Origin of the sequence: Pseudactinotalea sp. HY158 (assembly GCF_009660225.1) — a bacterium.
Taxonomy (GTDB): domain Bacteria; phylum Actinomycetota; class Actinomycetes; order Actinomycetales; family Beutenbergiaceae; genus HY158.
Window position 1 is genome coordinate 163,807 of sequence record NZ_CP045920.1, and the last position, 18,160, is coordinate 181,966.

Here is an 18,160-nt window from a genome sequence, read left to right on the forward strand (position 1 = left end):
GCGGGCCGTGAGCGAGGCCCGCAGCAGGCCGGCCAGCTCCTCCCGCCCGAGCTCGATCGACTCCTCCGGCACGGCGATCAGTACTTCACCCAGGGCACGAGCTTGCGCTCGAGCAGCCCGATGAGCAGCGTGACCACGTAGCCGAGCACGGAGATCGTCACGATCCCGACGTACATCTTCGAGACGGCGAACGTGGACCACGCACTCCAGATCAGGTAGCCGAGCCCGCTCTGCGAGCCCACGAACTCGGCGGCCGCGATGATCACGAACGCGCCGCCGGCGGCGAGCTTCGTGCCGGTGAAGATCGACGGCAACGCGTGCGGCAGCGAGACGGTCAGCCGGCGCTGCAGCGGGGAGGCGCCGTTGGCCACGGCGACGTCGTTGTACAGCGGCGGCGTCTGCATCACCCCGGTGAGGGTGTTGAAGAAGAGGTAGAAGAACACGCCGATCGCGACGATGAGGTACTTGCTCGTCTCGCCGAGGCCGAAGATGAGCAGCAGCAGCGGGAAGATCGCGATCTTCGGGATCGGCAGCAGGCTCGAGAACACCGGTTCGAGGAGCTGACGCAGCGGGCGCACCGAGCCGAGCAGGAGCCCGAGCAGCACCCCGGGCACCGCGCCCATGGTGAAGCCGATCGCGATCCGGGTCAGGGTGATCGAGGCGTCGTCGAAGAGGTCACCGCTCGTGAGCATCTCGAGGAACGTGCCGACGATCGAGGTGGGCACCGGGAAGAAGCGCTCGTCGAGCAGACCCACGCGCCCGGACACCTCCCAGATGAGCAGGAGCGCGATCGGCATGAACGGCCCGATCCGCCGGAGGAGAGGCGAGCCCTGGGTGGCGGCGACGGCCTCGACCAGCTCCGCCTCGATCGCGGCCCGGCCCGGTGCCCCGGTGCCGCCGGTGCCGGCAGTGCCGGCAGTGCCGGTGGTGGTGTCTGTCGTGTCGGTGTGCAACTCGCTCATGTCACTCCCTCCCCAGCGCGGAAGTCTGCCCGAGCAGTTCCCACATCTGGGCCGTGATCTCGGTATAACGCGGATCCTGCCGCAGGCTGAGCAGGTTGCGGGGACGCCCGAAGGGCACGTGCAGTTCGTGGATGATCCGGCCCGGCCGGGTCGACATGACGAGCACGCGGTCCGAGAGCAGCAGCGCCTCGTCGACGCTGTGCGTGATGAACAGGACGGCCTTCGAGGTGCGTTCCCAGATGCGCAGCAGTTCCAGTTGGAGCGAGATGCGGGTCTGCTCGTCCAGCGCGCCGAAGGGCTCGTCCATGAGGAGCACGTCCCCATCGTCCGCGAGTGCCCGCGCCACGGACGTGCGCTGGCGCATGCCGCCGGAGATCTGGCCGGGATAGTAGTCCGCGAAGTCGGTGAGCCCGACCATGTCGAGCAACTCCGCCACGACCGCGGCACGCTGCCTGCGGGACCGGCCCCGCAGCCGGAGCGGGTAGCCGACGTTCTCGGTCACGGTGAGCCAGGGGAACAGGCCGTGCTCCTGGAACACGACCGCCGGCCGGCTCCCGGTGGTGATCTGTCCGCGGCTGTGCTGCTCGAGCCCGGCGACGAGCCGCAGCAGCGTGCTCTTCCCGCATCCCGACGGGCCGACCACGGAGACGAATTCACCCGCGGCGATGTCGACCGAGACGTCCTCGAGGACGACGCGGATCCCGCCCGGGGATTCGGCGTGCGGATAGGCCTTCCACAGGTCCCGTACCTCGACTGCGTTCGCCGGGTTCATCAGGACTCCTGCAGCGCCTCGAGCGCGTCGACGGCCTGCTGGCGCAGGTCGTCGCGGTAGACGTCCTCGATCCCGGAGTCGCCCTCGAACTCGAGGGAGTCCTGCTCCCGGAAGAACTCCTCCTGCGCGCGCACGGACTCCCAGTTCACCTTGCCCTCCGGGTCGACGTCCGAGAGGGCGAGCGAGGTGAGGGTCTCGACCGGCAGGTTCGTGTACTCGGCGATGATCTCCTGGGTCGCGGGGTCCTCCCAGCCGCCGCCCGCGAGCTCCTGGGTGGCCCGCAGGTACGCGGTGAGGAAGGCGACGACCGCGTCGGGGTGCTCGTCGGTGAACTCGGCGTTGAAGATGATCGCCCCGAGCTCGGTGCCGGCGTGGTAGTCGATGTCGAGCAGCTCGTGCCCGAAGCCCTCGTCGGCCACGGCGGTGCTGATGGGCTCGATGGTCCAGCTCGCGTCGATCGAGCCGTTCGCCAGCGCGGGGATGATGTCGCCCGCGCCGAGGTTGACCGTCTCGACGTCCTCGAGGCTCAGGCCGACCGACGCGAGCGCGAGGCTGATCGAGTAGTAGGAGAAGCCGCTCTCGCCCGTGGTCCCGATCTTCTTGCCCGCGAGGTCCGCGCCCTCGGTGATCCCCGAGCCCTCGCGGACCATGAGCGGGGCCGGGTTCGGGCCGGACTCCGGCACCCGCGAGACGCTCGAGACGACGGCGAGCGAGGCCCCGGCGGCCGTCGCGTTGTACAGGCCCGCGGCCCAGGAGGCCCCGCCGCCGGTGACGTTGCCGGTGCTCACGTGCTGGAACGTCTCCCCGGAGCTGCCGCCCTTGGCGATGAGCTCGACCTCGACGCCGGCGTCGTCGAAATAGCCCTTCTCGAACGCCACGAAGAAGGGGGCGTAGTCGGCGTACGGGGAGTACATGAAGCTGATGGCCGGGAACTCGGACCCCTCGGCCGGCTCGTCGCCGGCGGAACTGCCGCAGGCGGCGAGGGCGAGGGCGGCGGCCGTCGCGGTCACGGCTGCGAGGATACGGCGGGATGCGGTCATGAACTCTCCATGGGTGGCTGCGACTCGTCGTGGTCGTGGTCGACACGCGCTCCCGTCCATCTTGGGCCAATACCGGGGAACGAGATGCCGCGTCTCACAAACCGGGCGAGCCGCTCGTTGACGTGGGTCAAGGCGGGTCCGGGCCGTCGGCGATGGACTGGGGTCATCACATTCGATCCGGACCCGCGGAGGAAGCCATGAGCTCGATCACCCTGACCACCCAGCCGTTCACCTGCCCCAGTTGCGTGGCCACCATCGAGCGCGCGCTCGGCCGGCTGCCCGGCGTGACCGCGGTGGGCGTGCGCTTCGCCCTGAGCCGGGTGCAGGTGGACTACGACCCGGCCGCCGTGACCCCCGCCGAGATCGCCACGACGGTGACCCGGCTCGGATACCCGGTGCTCTCGAGCGCGCCGGCGCCCGTGGCGGCCTGAGATGCGGATGCCCCGGGCGCTCACGTCCGCCCTCGACGGCCTCCTCGGCCCGCTCGGCCGTGCCCGAATCACCCTCGCCGCCGCCGTCCTGCTCGCGGCGGCGGCCGGGGCCCACCTGGCGGGGGCCCCGGGCCTGCGCGACGGCGTGCTCGTCACCGCCGCCCTCGTGGCACTCGGGCCGATCGGGCTGCGGGCGGCCCGGGCGCTGCGCGTGCGGGCACTGGGCATCGACCTGCTCGTGACGGTCGCCGTGATCGGCGCCCTCGTCATCGGCGAATACGTGGAGGCGGCGGTCGTCTCCTTCCTCTTCCTGTTCGGGGCGTGGATCGAGGCCCGCACGCTCGCCCGCACCCGCTCCTCGCTCCAGGGACTCGTGGCGCTCGCGCCGACCACCGCCGTCGTGATCCGGGACGGCGCGCGCGCCGAGGTGCCGGCCGGGCAGGTGCGATCCGGCGAGACCGTGATCCTCACCCCGGGCACTCGGATCGCGGTCGACGGCGAGGTGCTCACCGGGAGCGCGAGCGTGGCCGAGGCGACGATCACCGGCGAGCCCGTGCCCGTGATCCGGACCGCCGGCGAGACCGTGTACGCCGGCACCACGGTCGAACTCGGCTACCTCGAGGTGCGGGCGAAGGAGGTCGGCGGGGACACGACGTTCGCGCACATCATCGACCTCGTGGCGCAGGCGCAGTCCTCGGCCACCCGCGGGCAGCGTTTCCTCGAACGGTTCGCGCGGATCTACACCCCCGCGATCGTGGCCGGGGCCGTGCTCACCGGGATCGTCTCCGGTGACGTGGCCCTCGCGCTCACGTTCCTGGTCATCGCCTGCCCGGGGGCGCTCGTGAGCTCCGTGCCCGTGGCGATGGTCGCCGGGCTGGGCACGCTCGCCCGCTCGGGTGTGCTCATCACCTCCGGCGCCGCGGCCGAGGACCTGGCCGCGGCCACGGTCGCGGTCGTCGACAAGACGGGCACCCTCACCGGCGGGCGGCCCGTGGTCACCGCCCTCGACCCGGTCGGCGCCGGACCCCTCGATCTTCTCGGACTGGCCGCCACGGTGGAAACCGCCTCGGAACACCACCTGGCCCGCGCCATCGTGGCGGCCGCAGAACGCTCCGGCGCGCCCGACCCCGGTCGACCCTCGGACGTCGTCACCCACCCCGGGCGCGGACTCACGGCCCGGGTGGGCGACCGGCTCGTGAGCGTCGGGCATCCCGACCTGCTCGCCGAGGCGGGTGCCCGGGTGGGCGGCTCGAGCGAGTGGATCGCCGAGCACGAGGCGGCGGGCGCGAGCGTCGTCTTCGTCGCGGCGGACGCCGACTACCTCGGCGCGATCGCGATCGCCGACGCGGTTCGGCCCGGCGCCGCCGCCGCGGTTGCCGACCTTCGGGCCACCGGCATCGACCGGGTCGTCATGCTCACCGGCGACAACGCGCTCGCCGCCGGTGCGGTCGCGGCCCGGGTCGGCATCGACGAGGCGCACGCCCGGCTGCTGCCGCACGAGAAGGCCGAGTTCGTCGCCCGCCTCGAGGCCGCCGGGGAGCGGGTGATCATGATCGGCGACGGCGTGAACGACGCCCCCGCGCTCGCCACGGCCCGGGTCGGGATCGCGATGGGCACGACCGGCGCGGACGTGTCGATCGACAGCGCGGACGTCGTGCTCCTCGGCGACCGGCTCGGATCGGTCGCGCACGCCCGCCGCACCACCCGGGCGATGGTGCGGATCATGAAGCAGAACACCGCGCTGGCCCTGGCCACCGTCGCGGTGCTCGTCGCCCTCGTGCTCCTGCACGTGGTCGGCCTCGCCGGGGGGATGCTCGTGCACGAGATCAGCGTGCTGGCCGTCATCCTCAACGCCACCCGGCTCGTGCGCCGCCGCGACCGGCACACCCGGATCGGGTCGAACGCGGGACGCGGAGGCGTGGCCCCCGGACCTCGACAGGAACCCGCGTTCGGCGCGCCGCAGGGATCTCTCGGCGAGGGGCCCGCGCCCGCACCGACGGTCACGCCCACCTCCATGCCCGATGGCGGAAGCGGCGATGACCATGTTGCCTACACTCGTCGTGACTGACGCTCCCGCATCCGAGGAGGACCGCATGACCGGCGCGACCGACGGCGTGACGGACGGGGACGGCGTGACGGAGCCGGACACGTGCGTGGCGATCGTGCCCGTGTTCTCCGCGCTCACCCCGGCCGAGCAACTCGAGGTCGCGCGGTTCGCCCGCCCCGTACGCCGCGCCCGGGGCGAGCTCATCGTGCGACCCGGCGAGGCGTCGTCCCAACTGCTGGTCGTGCACCGGGGGCGCGCGAAGATCTCCCACGTCTCCCCGCTCGGGCAGGAGCAGCTGCTGCGCGTGCTCGGCCCCGGCGACTTCACCGGCGAGAGCGGCTTCCTCACCGGCGCGGCGCCGGAGTACTCGGTCACCGCGCTCGCCCCGGTCCAGATGTGCGCCTTCGACCACGCGGACCTCGCCGCGCTCGTGCGCGCCTATCCGAGCATCGCCGTGCGGATGCTCGAGGTCGTCACGCGCCGCCTCGATCAGGCCGAACGGATGCTCGGGCAGGTGAGCATGGACGTGGGCTCGCGCTTGGCGGCCTACCTGCTCGACCTGCCGGCGCGGTGGGGGGCCGGTGGCACCGCCACGGTCGACCTGCCGCTGTCGAAGAAGGACATCGCCGCCCTGCTCGGCACCACCCCGGAGACCCTGAGTCGGCGGCTCGCGGGCCTCGCGGAGGCCGGCACGGTGCGGCTCGACGGCCCGCGCGTGCACATCCTCGACCCCGGTGAACTCGCCGCCCGCGCGCACGGCTGAGGCTCCAAGGTGTGACCAAGGATGCGTGGACTCACCCCCGCGACGCTGCTAACTTCGAGGCACCGCCACCGCCGGCGATCGCCGGCTGCGGATCACCCCGGGCCGAAGGAGACACCATGCGTTTTGTCGTCGGATATGCGCCAGATCGGCGCGGTGCGGATGCGGTGCGGCTGGCATCCACGCTCGCCTCGAACCGCGGTGCCGCGCTCGACATCGTCGCCGTGCTGCCGGTCGAGCACTACGACTCGCTCTCACCCGACCGGTCGTATCAGCTCGAGCTCGAACGCCAGGGCCACGAATGGCTCGAGCAGGCGCTGCAGTACGTGCCCGCCGGGATCAAGGCCACCGGGCACCTGCGCCGCGCGGAGTCCATCGCGGAGGGGCTCATCGCCGCCGCCACCGATCCCGAGCTCGGCGAGACCGCGGCCGCGATCTCGATCGGCGCGACCCACCGCGGCATCCAGGGACGGTTCACGCTCGGCTCGGTGGCCTCCGGGCTGCTGCACGCCGCCCCCGTGCCCGTCGCCCTCCCGCCCGCCGGGTACCCCGGTCACCCCACCGTCACCCGCGTCACGTGCGCGACCGGAAACCGCGAGGGCGCCCAGGCGCTCCTCGAGGTGGCGATCGACTCGGCGGCCGGGCGGCGCGTGCCGCTGCGGATCATGTCGCTCGTGGCCCTGGGAGCCGGCCAGTCCGACGACCGCGGTGACCGTGCCCTCTTGGAGGAGGCCGAGCTCCATGCGGGCGCGCTGGCCGAACGGGCGGCCGCCGACCTGTCCGAGGCGTCGCCGGTCACGAGCGTCATCGGCCGCGGGAAGTCACTCGAGGAGGCCGCGCAGAGCCTCGACTTCGAGCCGAGCGAGATCGTCATCGTGGGCTCCAGCAGGCTCGCCGGGCCGCGCCAACTGTTCATCGGCGCCTCGGCCCGCAAGATGCTGCGGGCACTGCCGGTGCCGATGATCGTCGTGCCCCGCGAATACGACTTCACGGCCCGCCCCTAGCTAGGCCTCGGCGAGGGCCCGCCGGATCCGCTTCTCGCTCACGGTTCCCACCGTGCCGAGCTGCTGGGCGAAGAAGCTGACCCGGAGCTCCTCGAGCTGCCAGCGCACCGCCGCCAGCGCCTCCCGCCGGCCCGGATCCGGCGACGGGCCGTGCGTGGCCGCCTGGGTCGCCGCCCACCAGGCCTCGGTCAGCTCGCCCACGATCCAGGCCTTGTCGGCGTCCGCGCGCGGATTCTGGGCCGCCTTGCGCACCCGATGCTCGGCGGCGGCGAGGTAGCGGCCCAGGTGCGGCAGCCGCTCCGCGGGCGTGCTTGCCACGAAGCCGGGGGCGAGCAGCGCCGCGACCTGCGCCTTGACGTCGGTGAGCGTGTCGAGCAGGGCGAGGGAGGTGGTGGCCGTGATGGTCTTCTCGGTCGCCCGGGCCTGGGTCAGGATGGCCGTGACGAGCCGCGCGACCGCGTAGATCTCGTCCTCGAGCCCGTCCCGCAGCTGCTGCTGCCGGCGCGCGAACGCGGCCGCCGTCCGTACGCCCGCAAGGTCCGCCCCCGCGCTCAGCCGCCGGATCGCGGCGATGTGCAGATCGCTCACGAGCGCCGCGGTCGAGCGGTCCGGACCGCCGGCGAGCGTGAGCGCCTCGGCCGGGCTCCACCGGCTCGTCACCCGGTTCGTGGGCAGCGCGAGCGTGGTCGCGAGCAGGTGCAGCACGCCGTCCCGGTGCGCCGGCGCCTGCGCGGCCTCCTCCGAGAGGATCCGCAGCGCGATCTGCCCGGGACCCGTCCCGGCCGATTCGTGCACGATCGCCGGATAGCCGCGCACCTGCGCTCCACCGGCCGTTCCGACCGTCCCCGGCGCGCCTCCCGTCACGGTCCCGAGCCGCGTGGAGACGACGCCCGGCAGCTCTCCCCACGGCTCGCCCGCGGCCGTGGCCGGCCAGGCGGTCAGCGGCGCCTGCTCGATCGGCCCGGTGACCGGGCCCGGCGCGTCGCCGCCCTCCTCGGCCGTGCCGGCCGGTCCGCCTGGATCGTTCCCGTCGGCCGCGTCGCCCGACGGGCCCGCCGGATCCGCGAGCTCCGCCGGAGTGGGCACGTCGGACTTCCCGGCCCGGCGGCGGGCCTCGGTCAGTGCCGTTCGGACGGCGGTGCGCACCGCCTCCCCGGATTCGCGGGCGAGCTCGTGCTGGAGGGCGGCCAGGTCGGGCCCCTCGGACAGGAGCGCGCGGTGCCCGCTCCGCTCGGTGTGCACGCGGAACGTCATCCGCAGATGCGCGGGCAGCTTCGAGGGGTCGATGTCGGCGACCGGCACCTCGACGCCCCGCACCCGCCGGGCCGCCGCCGCGAACGCCTCGGCGAACGAGGGCCCGGCCGCCCCGGGGGCGGCCCCCTCGGCGGCGGCGCGGGCATCCGGCAGCGCGGCGACGATGAGCCGTGCCGTGTCCGGTGCCGGCACGAGCTGGACCCGCACCCGCTTGGGCAGCGCCCGGATCGTGGCGATCGTCAGCTCCTCGATCATCCCCGGCACGAGCCAGTCGAACCCGCCCGGGCGCACCCGCGGCAGCACCGCGATCGGGATGTGCACGGTCACGCCGTCCGCGTCCTGGCCGGGGGAGAACTGGTAGGTGAGCGGCAGGGTGAGATCCCCCTGGTGCCACTGCTCCGGGAAGGCGTCGGTGTCGAGGGTCTCCGCGCCGGGGGTGAGCAGCTCCGGGGTGAAGGTGAGCAGGTCGGGATCGGTGCGCCGCGCCTTCTTCCACCACGAGTCGAAGTGGCGGGCGGTCGTCGCGCTCTCGGGCAGCCGCGCGAGATAGAACTCCACGAGCGCCTCCGGATCGGCCACGATCTCGGGCCGGCGGGTGCGCGCCGCGAGGTCCTCCGCGCCCGCGAGCAGCTCCGCGTTCCGGTCGAGGAACGCGTGCCGGGAGCGCCACTGACCCTCGACGAGCGCGTGGCGAGCGAACATCTCACGGGCGAGAGCGCCGTCCACACGCGCGAGCGGAACGGGACGATCGGCCACGATCGCCACCCCGTACAGCAGCACCTTTTCGCGGGCCATCGCCGCGCCGTGCTTCGTGGACCAGTACGGCTCGGAATAGCTGCGCTTGACCAGGTGCGCGCCGAGCTCCTCGGCCCATTCGGGCTGAATGCGAGCGACCTGGCGCGCGAACAGCCGCGAGGTCTCCACGAGCTCGGCCGCCATGACCCACGCGGGCGGCTTCTTCGCCAGGTGCGAGCCCGGGAAGACGACGAACCGGGTGCCGCGGGCGCCGGCGAACTCGCGGCGGCGCTCGTCCCACGAGCCGATATGGGAGAGGAGGCCGGCGAGCAGGGCCTGATGCACCCGGTCGGGATCGGTCGCGTCGCCGCGCGCGTGCACGGTGAGCCCGAGCGGTTTGGCGAGTTGGCGCAGCTGGGCGTGGACGTCCTGCCACTCCCGGATGCGCAGGTAGTGGAGGAACTCCGACTTGACGAGGCGGCGGAACGCGCTGCCCGAGAGCGCGGCCTGCTGCTCCTTGAGGTAGTCCCAGAGCGCGAGCATCGAGAGGAAGTCCGAGGTCGGGTCGGCGAAGCGGCGATGCTTCTCGTCGGCGGCCTGCTGATGCTCGGCCGGCCGCTCGCGCACGTCCTGCACGCTCAACCCCGACACGATGATCATCACCTCCCGCACGCAGCCGAGCCGCTCGGCCTCGACGAGCATCCGCCCGAGCCGCGGGTCGATCGGCAGCTGGGCGAGCTTGCGGCCGACGTCGGTGAGCCGGTGCGGGCCCGGCTCGTGCGGTGCCGCCTCCTCGAGCGCGCGCAGCTCCTGCAGCAGCTGCACGCCGTCGCGGATCGCCCGGGAATCGGGGGGATCGACGAAACCGAACGTCGCGATGTCCCCGAGCCCGAGGGCCGTCATCTGCAGGATGACCGAGGCGAGCGAGGTGCGCAGGATCTCCGGCTCGGTGTACTCCGGGCGGGAGTCGAAGTCGCGGCGGGAGTACAGGCGGATGCAGATGCCCGGCGCGACCCGCCCCGAGCGCCCGGAGCGCTGATTCGCGCTCGCCTGGGAGATCGGCTCGATCGGGAGGCGCTGCACCTTCGTCCGCGTGGAATAGCGGGAGATGCGCGCCGTGCCCGGGTCGACCACGTAGCGGATGCCCGGCACCGTGAGCGAGGTCTCGGCGACGTTCGTGGCGAGCACGACCCGCCGGGCGGTGTGGGCCTCGAATACGCGATGCTGCTCGGCCGCGGAGAGCCGCGCGTACAGCGGGAGCACCTCGACGGCGCTGGCCGCGTGGGCGCTCGAGCGCGCCTCGCCCGGGCGCCGGTAGCGCGGGCCGAGGTGATCGGCGAGCGCCTCGGTCGCATCGCGGATCTCGCGCTCGCCGGAGCAGAACACGAGCACATCGCCCGGCCCGGCCGCCATGAGCTCGTCCACCGCCCGGCAGATCGCGCTCGGCTGGTCGAGGTCGTCGTCCGCCCAGGACTGCTCTCCGGCGCCGCCGCCGGCCTCGTCGCCGGCCTCGCCGGTGCCCGACTCGTCGTCGGTGTCGGGCACGAGCGGCCGGTAGCGCAGCTCGACCGGGTAGGTGCGGCCGGTCACCTCGATCACCGGCGCCGGCCGGCCGGGTGCGCCGAAGTGCTCGGCGAAGCGCTCGGAGTCGATCGTGGCGGAGGTGATGATCACCTTGAGGTCGGGGCGCTTGGGCAGCAGCGAGCGCAGGTACCCGAGGAGGAAGTCGATGTTGAGGGAGCGCTCGTGCGCCTCGTCGACGATGATCACCTGATAGGCGCGCAGCAGCGGGTCGCGCTGGATCTCCGCGAGCAGGATCCCGTCGGTCATGAGCTTGACGAGCGTGCCCTCGCTCAACCGGTCGGTGAAGCGGACCTGGTATCCCACGGCGTCGCCGAGGGTGCCCCCGAGCTCCTCGGCGATCCGGTCCGCCACGGTCCGGGCCGCGAGCCGGCGGGGCTGGGTGTGGCCGATCGTGCCGTCGATGCCGTAACCGAGGTCGAGGCAGATCTTCGGCAGCTGGGTGGTCTTGCCCGAGCCGGTCTCCCCGGCCACGATGACCACCTGGTGCTCCTTGATGGCGGCCGCGATGTCGTCGCGCCGGGCCGACACCGGCAGGTCCTCGGGATAGGTGACCGTCGGCAGCGCGGCGCGCCGGGCTGCGAGCACCCGTTCGCTCGGCGGCCGATGACCGGAGCGGCGGTGGTCGACTCCGCCTACTCCGCGGGTGCCGGCGCGCGATCGTCCGCCCCGCCGCGGACGGTTGCCGCGTCGGCCCGCCCCGCCGGCCTGGTCGCGGGGGCCGTCGGAGCCGCCGGGCCGGGTCGGGCCCTGGTCCGCGGTGCCGTGGTCGGAGGTGCTCACAACGGGTCATTCTCGCAGGTCGCGCGAGCTGATACTCCGGTGAGCCCACCGGTGCGATGCTCTCCCGGTTCCGCAAGCGACGGTCTGCTGGATCGGTGCCGGTGCCGGTCCGTCATGACTAAGTCTTGTTTTCGTGGCTGCCTGAGAAAACAAGGGTCTATGGCTGTGACCTGCGCGGATACATCCTGACATGTGTAGAGACCTTGCTTAGTTGCGCTCTCGTCCCGGGTGGTAAACAAGCTCCCAGCGAGGCTTCTGCTGCGTGCCGCAGTTGCGGATCTCACCCGCCCGCCGCATCTTGGTCAGCAGGTTCGAGACCTTGGATCGACGTTGCTGCTCGGTCAACGCTTCTGGAAGGGACTTGGCGAGTACGTCGTCGATCTCGTGACGCGTCGCGTGGCCGTACTCGCTGAGCAACTCCCGAATAAGGAGCGCGTAATGCTTCTCCTGGGAGCGAGTCCGAATGAACTCAGCTTGATTTCCTGTGGCAGCCGCGACGCGAGAGGTGACGCGAAGGTTCGGTGTTCTCCCTTCGATGAGTCCGGCCCGACGCAGTCTGGCGACGGCTTCGACGGGAAGTGGTTGGTTTTCCTGGACCCGGTCCAGGGCGACGACATCACCCAACGGAAGATCGGGACGTGACATGAGGAGCTGACCGTAGTCCCCGTTCAACTCGGCGCCGTAGATCGTCAACCTCACCGCCCCCCGGCTCAGGTCGTAGTCCGGTAGTGGCAGGAATCGCTTCCGTTGCGACTGGTGGATCTGCTGGATCCCGTAACCCATGTGGTCGATCATGTTCAGCTCGGTCATCGCGTCCACCAGGAACGGGTTCCGGTACCGGCGCGGTGTCCGATCCGCGAGAAGGTAGTCCTCCGGCAGCCCATCGATGAAGCCACCATCATTCTCGAGGATCACGCGGTCCTTGAGTTCGGTCACGACGATTCGCGCGCCGGTCGAGTAGTCGGCATGGGCGATCGCGCCGAATTCGTGAACAAGCTGACCAACCGCGGCGTCGAGGTGGTCGAACTCCACGACCTGCTCGCCCGGACCCTCGACGTGCCCGGCGCGCGCGTTCCTCGAGGGCCTCGGCTCGCGGGAGCTGGCCGAGTTCCTCATCGGCGGCCTCGCCACGAACGACCTGCCGGAGGAGGTGCGCTCGCCCTATGTCGCCCTCGCCCGGGAGTCGCTCGGCGGCCGCGAGTACCTCATGCGGCCGCTGTCGAACACCCTCTACACCTGCGACACCACCTGCTGGCTGTACGGCGGCGTGACCCTCAACCCGCTCTACTGGCCGGCCCGCCACGACGAGACTCTGCTGTACAAGCTCATCTACACCTTCCACCCCGACTTCACCGGCGCCACGATCTGGTGGGGCGATCCGGAGCAGGACTGGGGCCAGGCGACGTTCGAGGGCGGGGTGTTCGAGGGCGGGGACGTCATGCCGATCGGCAACGGCGTCGTGCTCGTCGGGATGAGCGAGCGCACATCCCGGCAGGCGATCACCCAGGTCGCCTCCGCGCTCTTCTCCCGCGGCGCAGCCGAGCGGGTCATCGTCGCCGGCATGCCGAAGTTGCGGTCGGCCATGCACCTGGACACCGTGTTCACGTTCGCCGACCGCGACGTCGTCACCTACTTCCCCTCGATCGTCGACGGCATCCACGCCTTCTCGCTGCGGCCCGCCGACGAGGGCGGCGGCGTGCACCTGACCGACGAAGGCGACCGGCGCTTCCTCGACGTCGTCGCCGGTTCCCTCGGCCTCGACCGGTTCAACGAGGTGCCCACCGGCGGCGACGTGTACGAGTCCGAGCGCCAGCAGTGGGACAGCGGCAACAACGCCGTCGCCATCGAACCCGGGGTCGTGGTCACCTACGACCGGAACACCCGCACGAACTCGCTGCTGCGCAAGGCCGGGATCGAGGTCGTCACGATCGTCGGCGCCGAGCTCGGCCGCGGCCGCGGCGGCGGTCATTGCGTGACCTGCCCGATCGTGCGCGATCCGATCGACTGCTGATCCAGGCGTATGGACGGCGTCGCCCGGCTTCGGCTCGGGCGGCGCCGTCGCGAGAGGCGAGCTGGTCGCCCGACTCGGGCCGCGTCGTCCATACTCCGGCTCGGCCGCGGATCAGCGGTCCTTGGCCAGGTCGGTGGGCCGGCGAACGGCCAGGTCTGCCGTGGCGATGAGGGTGACCAGGGCCCAGGTGCCGGCCATCGTCAGGCCCCACAGCACCGAGGTGCCGGGGTCGAGCAGGTGAGCGCGCAACGTGAGGGCGGCTGCCGTGGCGGAGGTGGCGGCGGCGCCGGTGATGGTGAGGATCTCGAGGGTGAGAAGTTGGAGCATGGAGGCGCGTGCGGTGCCGGAGAGTCGGTAGACGGCCAACTCGCTCGTGCGCAACCGGTAGCCGATGACGGTGGCGACGGCGCCCAGCAGGCCGAGCAGCAGTGGCAGGAATCGGGCGGGACGGGCAAGGAACGCCTCGACCGGGTCGCTCGTCACCCGGAGAGCCTCGGTGGCGGTCAACGGCCCGCCGGCGACGTCGAGCGCGGCGAGGTGCACAGGGGCGATGGTGGCGGCGTCGAGGAAGTGGTCGAGCACGGCAAGGCAGTACGGCCCGCTCGTGTCGTCGGGGCCCAGCGCGAGGAAGACCGAGTGACTGGCACCGAGCCCCTCGCGCTGCTCGGTCACGGTCTGGGCGTCGAGCAGGGTTTGGTCGATGCGCGTGCGGAAGGTGCCGGCGCGGTCGATGATCGGGGCGCCGATGACCGCGTCGGTGTGCGCGAGCTGGGGCAGCAGGGTGGTCGAGGCGCGGCGCGTCATGATCTCGATCGCCCCGGGTTCGAGTGATCGTTCGACCGGGTCGGTGACCAGCCCCGCGGCGAGCACCCCGGGCTGAGCGGTGAGCGATTCGCAGGAGGCGCGGGTGATGCTTACCGGTTGACCCGCGGCCGACGAGGCGTAGGCGGCGACGCCGCGCCCGCGCGCGGCCAGGTCGTCGAGGTCTGTGCGCAGCGCGGCGGTCTCGATGGCCGCGAAGGCCACGGCGCCCGCACCGAGCAGGACGGCGAGCAGCAGCATCGGGGCCATCCGCGCGCCGTGTCCGAGCACGTTGCGCACCGCCTCCCGCGCCAGGTACCGCAGCCGCCAGCCGTCACTCATGGGAGCCGCCACGCAGGTGCACGGACGCCGTCGCGGCCTCGACGAGGATCGGGTCATGGGTCGCGACGATGATCGTCGCCTGCGACACGACGCGGGCGAGGATGTCGGCGACCATGTCGGTGTTGGCAGCATCGAGGTTGGCCGAGGGTTCGTCGGCCAGCACGAGGGGCCGGCCCGAGGCCAGGGCACGAGCCAGCGCCACGCGCTGCAGCTCGCCGCCCGAGAGACGCCGCGCCTGCTCCGAGGCGCGGTCGGCCAGACCGACCTGGTCCAGCGCCGTCATCGCCACGGCCCGGGCCCGCGACATCGGGCGCCCGTCGGCCAGGGAGGCGATGAGGACGTTGTCGAGCACGTCGCGTCGCCCCAGAGCGTTGGACCCCTGGGGCACCCAGGCCACCAGGGCGGCCGAGGGGCGGTGGGGATCGGCGCCGTCGCCGCGGTGGATCTCGACGCGGCCGCGCGCAAGCGGCTGGTGGCCGGCGATCGCCGCCAGCAGCGACGACTTCCCACTGCCCGACGGACCCACGAGGGCGGTGACGTGCCCCGCCTCGAACGACGCGCTCAGTCCGGAGAAGACGGTGTCATCGCCGAAGGCGATCGCCGCGTCGTGCACCTCGACCCGCACGGCCTCAGCACTCACCGCTACCACCGTCGCGGAGCACGGCGGTCCCGGCCAGCGCCCGGTCCACCAGGGCGGTGCCCAGCTCATTGCCGTTCGTGAGTTCGCTGAGCGCGATGGTCACGCCATCGGCACCCACGAGGCAGGTGGCGCCCGCGGCATCGGTGCGCACCGCGCTCGCCGGCACGACGCCGCGTTCGACCGGCTCGGCCAGGGCCACGACGCCACCGCCGTACGCGATCGTGCCCTCCGGGAGGCTGCCCGATGCGCCCATCTCACCGGCGCCAGTGATGTCTCCTCGCGTGGCCAGTTCGGCCAGCTCCTCGGCGAGGTCCACTGCCCGGACCCCGGTGGGGCGGGCATCGGGGAGATCCAGTTCGACGTCGCGGAAGCGCAGCACGAGCGGCTCGCCGCTGAGCCGGGTCAGGGCGGCGCCCTCCGGGGACGTGATCGTCACGGCGGCGACCGGCCGGTCGCCCTCGAGCACCGCGGCTCCGGAATCGACGACGTCACCGACCTCGACGAGGTGGGTGACGGTCGGATCGAGCTCGGGGTGCATCCGGGTGACGTAGGCGGCGCGGAACACCCCGTCGACCCGCACCCCCAGATCGTCCTGGAGCGCTCGGACCGCCGCCCGGACACTCTCGCCGTAGCGGTCGTCGGCCGCGTGCTCATCGAGCAGTCCCAGCGTGACGAGGAAATCGGCGAGACCTGCGACGTCCTCACCCCGATCCCCGTAGCTCAGGTCGCGGAACAGCGGGTAGCCGAGGTAGGCGAGCACCGGCACACCGTCGATGGAGAATAACTGGTCCCCGACTTCCACGGGTCCGGGTGCGCGCAGCGTGGTCACGGTGCCGCCGATCGGTGCGGTGGCGACCACCGGCTCGGCGTGTCGGACCTGGACCTCGACGGAGGTGGCATTGTCGATCGAGCGGCTGCCGACGGTCACCACAGCGGGTGGATCGACACTCACGCTCGCCTCCTCCCGCTGCGAGGCCAGCGGCACCGCCACCACCACGGCGGCGATGGGGATCACCCACAGGGCGGCGATGATCACGATCCGCCATACGGAACGCATCACGAGCTCACCTCACTCACCCCAGGCCAAGCCGCTGTCCAGCCACTGCTCGATGCACGTCTGGCGATCCAGGCCGGACTCGGCGAAGAGCTTCTCGACCTCCTCGATCGTGGTGCCGGTGTGATGGCCATCGAGCTCCAGGCAGTAGTTCAATGCCTCGAACTCCTCGGTGGCGTCGGGATGCCCGATCTGCCACGAACCGTCCAATTCCTGCCACTCGCGCCAGTAGCACTCGTCGGCGGTCGGACGCGCTTCCTCCGTGTACTCGTACCAGACGAGCGGGCCGTGGCGTGTGACGGATTCGAGGTCGAAGCCGCCGTCACGCACGCAGGCGCGGAATCGCTCGAAGCCGGCGAGGTATTCCTCCTCGGTGACAACGGCGTCGGCCAGCGCCGAGGTCTGCTCGGGGCTCATCGGCACGCCCTCCAACTCGCGGATCATCGGCCGCGGGTCGGGATTAGTCACCGCCACGGTGCCGGGTTCCAATTCGTCGGCCTCGTTCCCGCAGCCGGAGAGGGTCGGCGCGGTGAGGAGCGCGACGGCGGCCAGAGGAATACCGAGCCTTCTGGTCATTGCTTGTTTCGCGGTCATTACATGCCCTCTGAGGTGTCTCTGCTGTCGGTCGCCGTGCACGGCGCTGCCGGGTCTGCGGCGGGAGAACGGGCCCCGGGCCGCAGAACTGGCGGCGGCTCAGCGGTTGAGCGTGAACGTCCCGTAGTTCGCGCCGAAGTGCTGACTCTGGGTGATGTTGGTCGCGAACTGTTCCACCGTCCCGGACGACTGGTACTTCCATGGCTTCCAGGTCGATCCGCCCGGGTGGACGTAGTGGACTCGGACGCCGATCTGTCCGCAGTTGTTACTGCTCGTCACGGCCGAGGTGCTGTTGTTGCTACCGAAGATCTGGCCCATGTTCGTGCACTGCCGCGTCGACGACGCCAGGGGCTGGATCGGTGAATCTGCGCTCGCCGCGGTCGGTACGGCGGCCATGAGCGCAAGGCCAACAACAACTACCCCCCCCTGCGCATCATCCTCTTCATGATCGACACTCTTCTCTCCTCTTCTTCGAGTACCCCTGCTCGCGAGGGGACCGACGTCGACAGTTGACGCCGGTGTCGACCGACCTTATCGAACCGGGAGCGGCCTCGAGTCGAAACGGTGGGCGGGGCTACCGGCCCGCGCCGGTGAGGTGCCTGTGGGATTCACGCCGCGTCGTCCATCGGCCTCCGGCCGCGCCGGAAGCCCGGCGCCCTCGGGCGGGGCGGCTTCCAACCGGCGCCCGGCGGAAGCATCCAGCCGCGATGGCGGGCGAGGAGCACGAACGCGGTGCCGACCACGGTCGCGGCGAGGGAACCGAGCGTCACCGCGTCCGTGTAGGAGAACAGCACCATGACGAGCGCGGCCGCGAACGCGCACGTGGCGTACAGGGGCGTGCCCCCGAGGATTCCGGGGATGCGCCGCAGCACGACGTCTCGGGTGAAGCCGCCTCCGACCGCCGTGATCACCCCAAGTAGGATCGCGGGCATCGGCCCGAGGCCGGCCCCGAGGGCCTTCTGGGCGCCGACCGTGGCCCACAACCCCACAGCGAGGGCGTCGATGGGGGCGAACGCCCTGTCCCAGATCCGGCCCTCGACCCGGATGGCGAACGCGACCCCGGCCCCCACCAGGGCGACGAGCAGGTACCACGTGTCGGTGAGTGCGACCGGTGGACCCGCCTGCAGCAGCGTATCGCGAATGATGCCGCCGCCGAGCCCCGACAGGATCGCCAGCACCGCGAAGCCGACCGCGTCGAGCCGGTGGGCGCGGGCGAGCACACCGCCGAGGATCGCGTTGAAGAACACCCCGAGCAGGTCGAGCAGGCGGATGACGTCGTCGAGGTTCTCCACTCGGGTGGCTCCTCTGCTCCGTCCGGGGCCCGCGGGCGCGTGTGCCCCGCTCAGCCT

15 protein-coding genes and 1 pseudogene are annotated in these 18,160 nt (G+C 72.0%); 5 read left to right on the forward strand and 11 right to left on the reverse strand.

All coding sequences use genetic code 11. The annotated features are described in order from the left end of the window. Nucleotides 1-77: 77 nt before the first annotated feature. From GCE65_RS00770 to GCE65_RS00780, 3 genes are read right to left on the reverse strand one after another with little or no spacing between them, the layout of a single operon-like run. A complete protein-coding gene (locus GCE65_RS00770) occupies nt 78-962 on the reverse strand; it encodes an ABC transporter permease (RefSeq protein WP_153877036.1) in 885 nt (294 codons plus the stop codon). Between the two features lies 1 nt (nt 963). Beyond that, the gene (locus GCE65_RS00775) at nt 964-1,734 is read right to left on the reverse strand and encodes an ABC transporter ATP-binding protein (protein ID WP_152817902.1); all 771 of its coding nucleotides are present in this window, start codon (nt 1,732-1,734) and stop codon (nt 964-966) included. After that, nucleotides 1,734-2,774, reverse strand: coding sequence for an ABC transporter substrate-binding protein (locus tag GCE65_RS00780; RefSeq protein WP_194164916.1), 1,041 nt, complete (start codon nt 2,772-2,774; stop codon nt 1,734-1,736). Before GCE65_RS00780 ends, GCE65_RS00775 begins: the two co-directional genes overlap by 1 nt. Nucleotides 2,775-2,971: 197 nt before the next feature. Here GCE65_RS00780 and GCE65_RS00785 point away from each other — a divergent pair, with 197 nt between their 5' ends. From GCE65_RS00785 to GCE65_RS00800, 4 genes are all read left to right on the forward strand, one after another. Beyond that, nucleotides 2,972-3,205 (forward strand): heavy-metal-associated domain-containing protein, encoded by a 234-nt coding sequence (locus tag GCE65_RS00785; protein WP_153877037.1) that lies wholly within the window; start codon nt 2,972-2,974, stop codon nt 3,203-3,205. Between the two features lies 1 nt (nt 3,206). Further along, nucleotides 3,207-5,273 carry a cation-translocating P-type ATPase gene (locus GCE65_RS00790; protein ID WP_153877038.1) on the forward strand — a complete coding sequence of 689 codons (2,067 nt, stop codon included), beginning with the start codon at nt 3,207-3,209 and terminating at the stop codon, nt 5,271-5,273. 25 nt (nt 5,274-5,298) lie between these two features. Further along, nucleotides 5,299-6,015 carry a Crp/Fnr family transcriptional regulator gene (locus tag GCE65_RS00795; RefSeq protein ID WP_153879104.1) on the forward strand — a complete coding sequence of 239 codons (717 nt, stop codon included), beginning with the start codon at nt 5,299-5,301 and terminating at the stop codon, nt 6,013-6,015. 116 nt (nt 6,016-6,131) lie between these two features. After that, nucleotides 6,132-7,016 (forward strand): universal stress protein, encoded by an 885-nt coding sequence (locus tag GCE65_RS00800; protein ID WP_153877039.1) that lies wholly within the window; start codon nt 6,132-6,134, stop codon nt 7,014-7,016. Here GCE65_RS00800 and hrpA read toward each other — a convergent pair whose 3' ends face one another. Together hrpA and GCE65_RS00810 are read right to left on the reverse strand one after the other, a co-directional pair. After that, nucleotides 7,017-11,369 carry an ATP-dependent RNA helicase HrpA gene (hrpA, locus tag GCE65_RS00805; protein ID WP_153877040.1) on the reverse strand — a complete coding sequence of 1,451 codons (4,353 nt, stop codon included), beginning with the start codon at nt 11,367-11,369 and terminating at the stop codon, nt 7,017-7,019. It lies immediately after the preceding gene. Between the two features lie 207 nt (nt 11,370-11,576). Beyond that, a complete protein-coding gene (locus GCE65_RS00810; protein ID WP_153877041.1) occupies nt 11,577-12,401 on the reverse strand; it encodes an ATP-binding protein in 825 nt (274 codons plus the stop codon). Here GCE65_RS00810 and GCE65_RS00815 point away from each other — a divergent pair. Beyond that, nucleotides 12,342-13,380 (forward strand): annotated as a pseudogene (locus tag GCE65_RS00815) (arginine deiminase family protein); the annotation flags it as partial. The gene GCE65_RS00810 and the pseudogene GCE65_RS00815 overlap by 60 nt on opposite strands. Before the next feature lie 111 nt (nt 13,381-13,491). Here GCE65_RS00815 and GCE65_RS00820 read toward each other — a convergent pair. The 6 genes from GCE65_RS00820 to GCE65_RS00845 all read right to left on the reverse strand — a co-directional run bounded on the left by GCE65_RS00820 (nt 13,492) and on the right by GCE65_RS00845 (nt 18,103). Continuing rightward, on the reverse strand, nt 13,492-14,523 hold the full coding sequence (locus tag GCE65_RS00820; RefSeq protein WP_153877042.1) for a hypothetical protein: 1,032 nt from the start codon (nt 14,521-14,523) through the stop codon (nt 13,492-13,494). Further along, nucleotides 14,516-15,163: an ATP-binding cassette domain-containing protein gene (locus tag GCE65_RS00825; protein ID WP_194928759.1), complete on the reverse strand. Its 648-nt coding sequence runs from the start codon at nt 15,161-15,163 to the stop codon at nt 14,516-14,518. The genes GCE65_RS00820 and GCE65_RS00825 overlap by 8 nt, the downstream gene beginning before the upstream one ends. Then, a complete protein-coding gene (locus GCE65_RS00830) occupies nt 15,153-16,220 on the reverse strand; it encodes a peptidoglycan-binding protein (RefSeq protein ID WP_228760217.1) in 1,068 nt (355 codons plus the stop codon). The genes GCE65_RS00825 and GCE65_RS00830 overlap by 11 nt, the downstream gene beginning before the upstream one ends. 12 nt (nt 16,221-16,232) lie before the next feature. Then, nucleotides 16,233-16,853 (reverse strand): hypothetical protein, encoded by a 621-nt coding sequence (locus tag GCE65_RS00835; protein ID WP_153877045.1) that lies wholly within the window; start codon nt 16,851-16,853, stop codon nt 16,233-16,235. Between the two features lie 57 nt (nt 16,854-16,910). Further along, nucleotides 16,911-17,207 carry a hypothetical protein gene (locus tag GCE65_RS00840; protein WP_153877046.1) on the reverse strand — a complete coding sequence of 99 codons (297 nt, stop codon included), beginning with the start codon at nt 17,205-17,207 and terminating at the stop codon, nt 16,911-16,913. 212 nt (nt 17,208-17,419) lie between these two features. Next, complete coding sequence (locus GCE65_RS00845; RefSeq protein WP_153877047.1) at nt 17,420-18,103, reverse strand: trimeric intracellular cation channel family protein; 684 nt, start codon at nt 18,101-18,103, stop codon at nt 17,420-17,422. Between the last annotated feature and the right edge of the window lie 57 nt (nt 18,104-18,160).

What these genes read in the sequence shown, in the direction of transcription:
- GCE65_RS00770 (WP_153877036.1), bottom strand. Translation starts at nt 962, where the DNA reads ATGAGCGAGTTGCACACCGACACGACAGACACCACCACCGGCACTGCC.
- GCE65_RS00775 (WP_152817902.1), bottom strand. Translation starts at nt 1,734, where the DNA reads ATGAACCCGGCGAACGCAGTCGAGGTACGGGACCTGTGGAAGGCCTAT.
- GCE65_RS00780 (WP_194164916.1), bottom strand. Translation starts at nt 2,774, where the DNA reads ATGACCGCATCCCGCCGTATCCTCGCAGCCGTGACCGCGACGGCCGCC.
- GCE65_RS00785 (WP_153877037.1), top strand. Translation starts at nt 2,972, where the DNA reads ATGAGCTCGATCACCCTGACCACCCAGCCGTTCACCTGCCCCAGTTGC.
- GCE65_RS00790 (WP_153877038.1), top strand. Translation starts at nt 3,207, where the DNA reads ATGCGGATGCCCCGGGCGCTCACGTCCGCCCTCGACGGCCTCCTCGGC.
- GCE65_RS00795 (WP_153879104.1), top strand. Translation starts at nt 5,299, where the DNA reads ATGACCGGCGCGACCGACGGCGTGACGGACGGGGACGGCGTGACGGAG.
- GCE65_RS00800 (WP_153877039.1), top strand. Translation starts at nt 6,132, where the DNA reads ATGCGTTTTGTCGTCGGATATGCGCCAGATCGGCGCGGTGCGGATGCG.
- GCE65_RS00820 (WP_153877042.1), bottom strand. Translation starts at nt 14,523, where the DNA reads ATGAGTGACGGCTGGCGGCTGCGGTACCTGGCGCGGGAGGCGGTGCGC.
- GCE65_RS00830 (WP_228760217.1), bottom strand. Translation starts at nt 16,220, where the DNA reads ATGCGTTCCGTATGGCGGATCGTGATCATCGCCGCCCTGTGGGTGATC.
- GCE65_RS00840 (WP_153877046.1), bottom strand. Translation starts at nt 17,207, where the DNA reads ATGGCCGCCGTACCGACCGCGGCGAGCGCAGATTCACCGATCCAGCCC.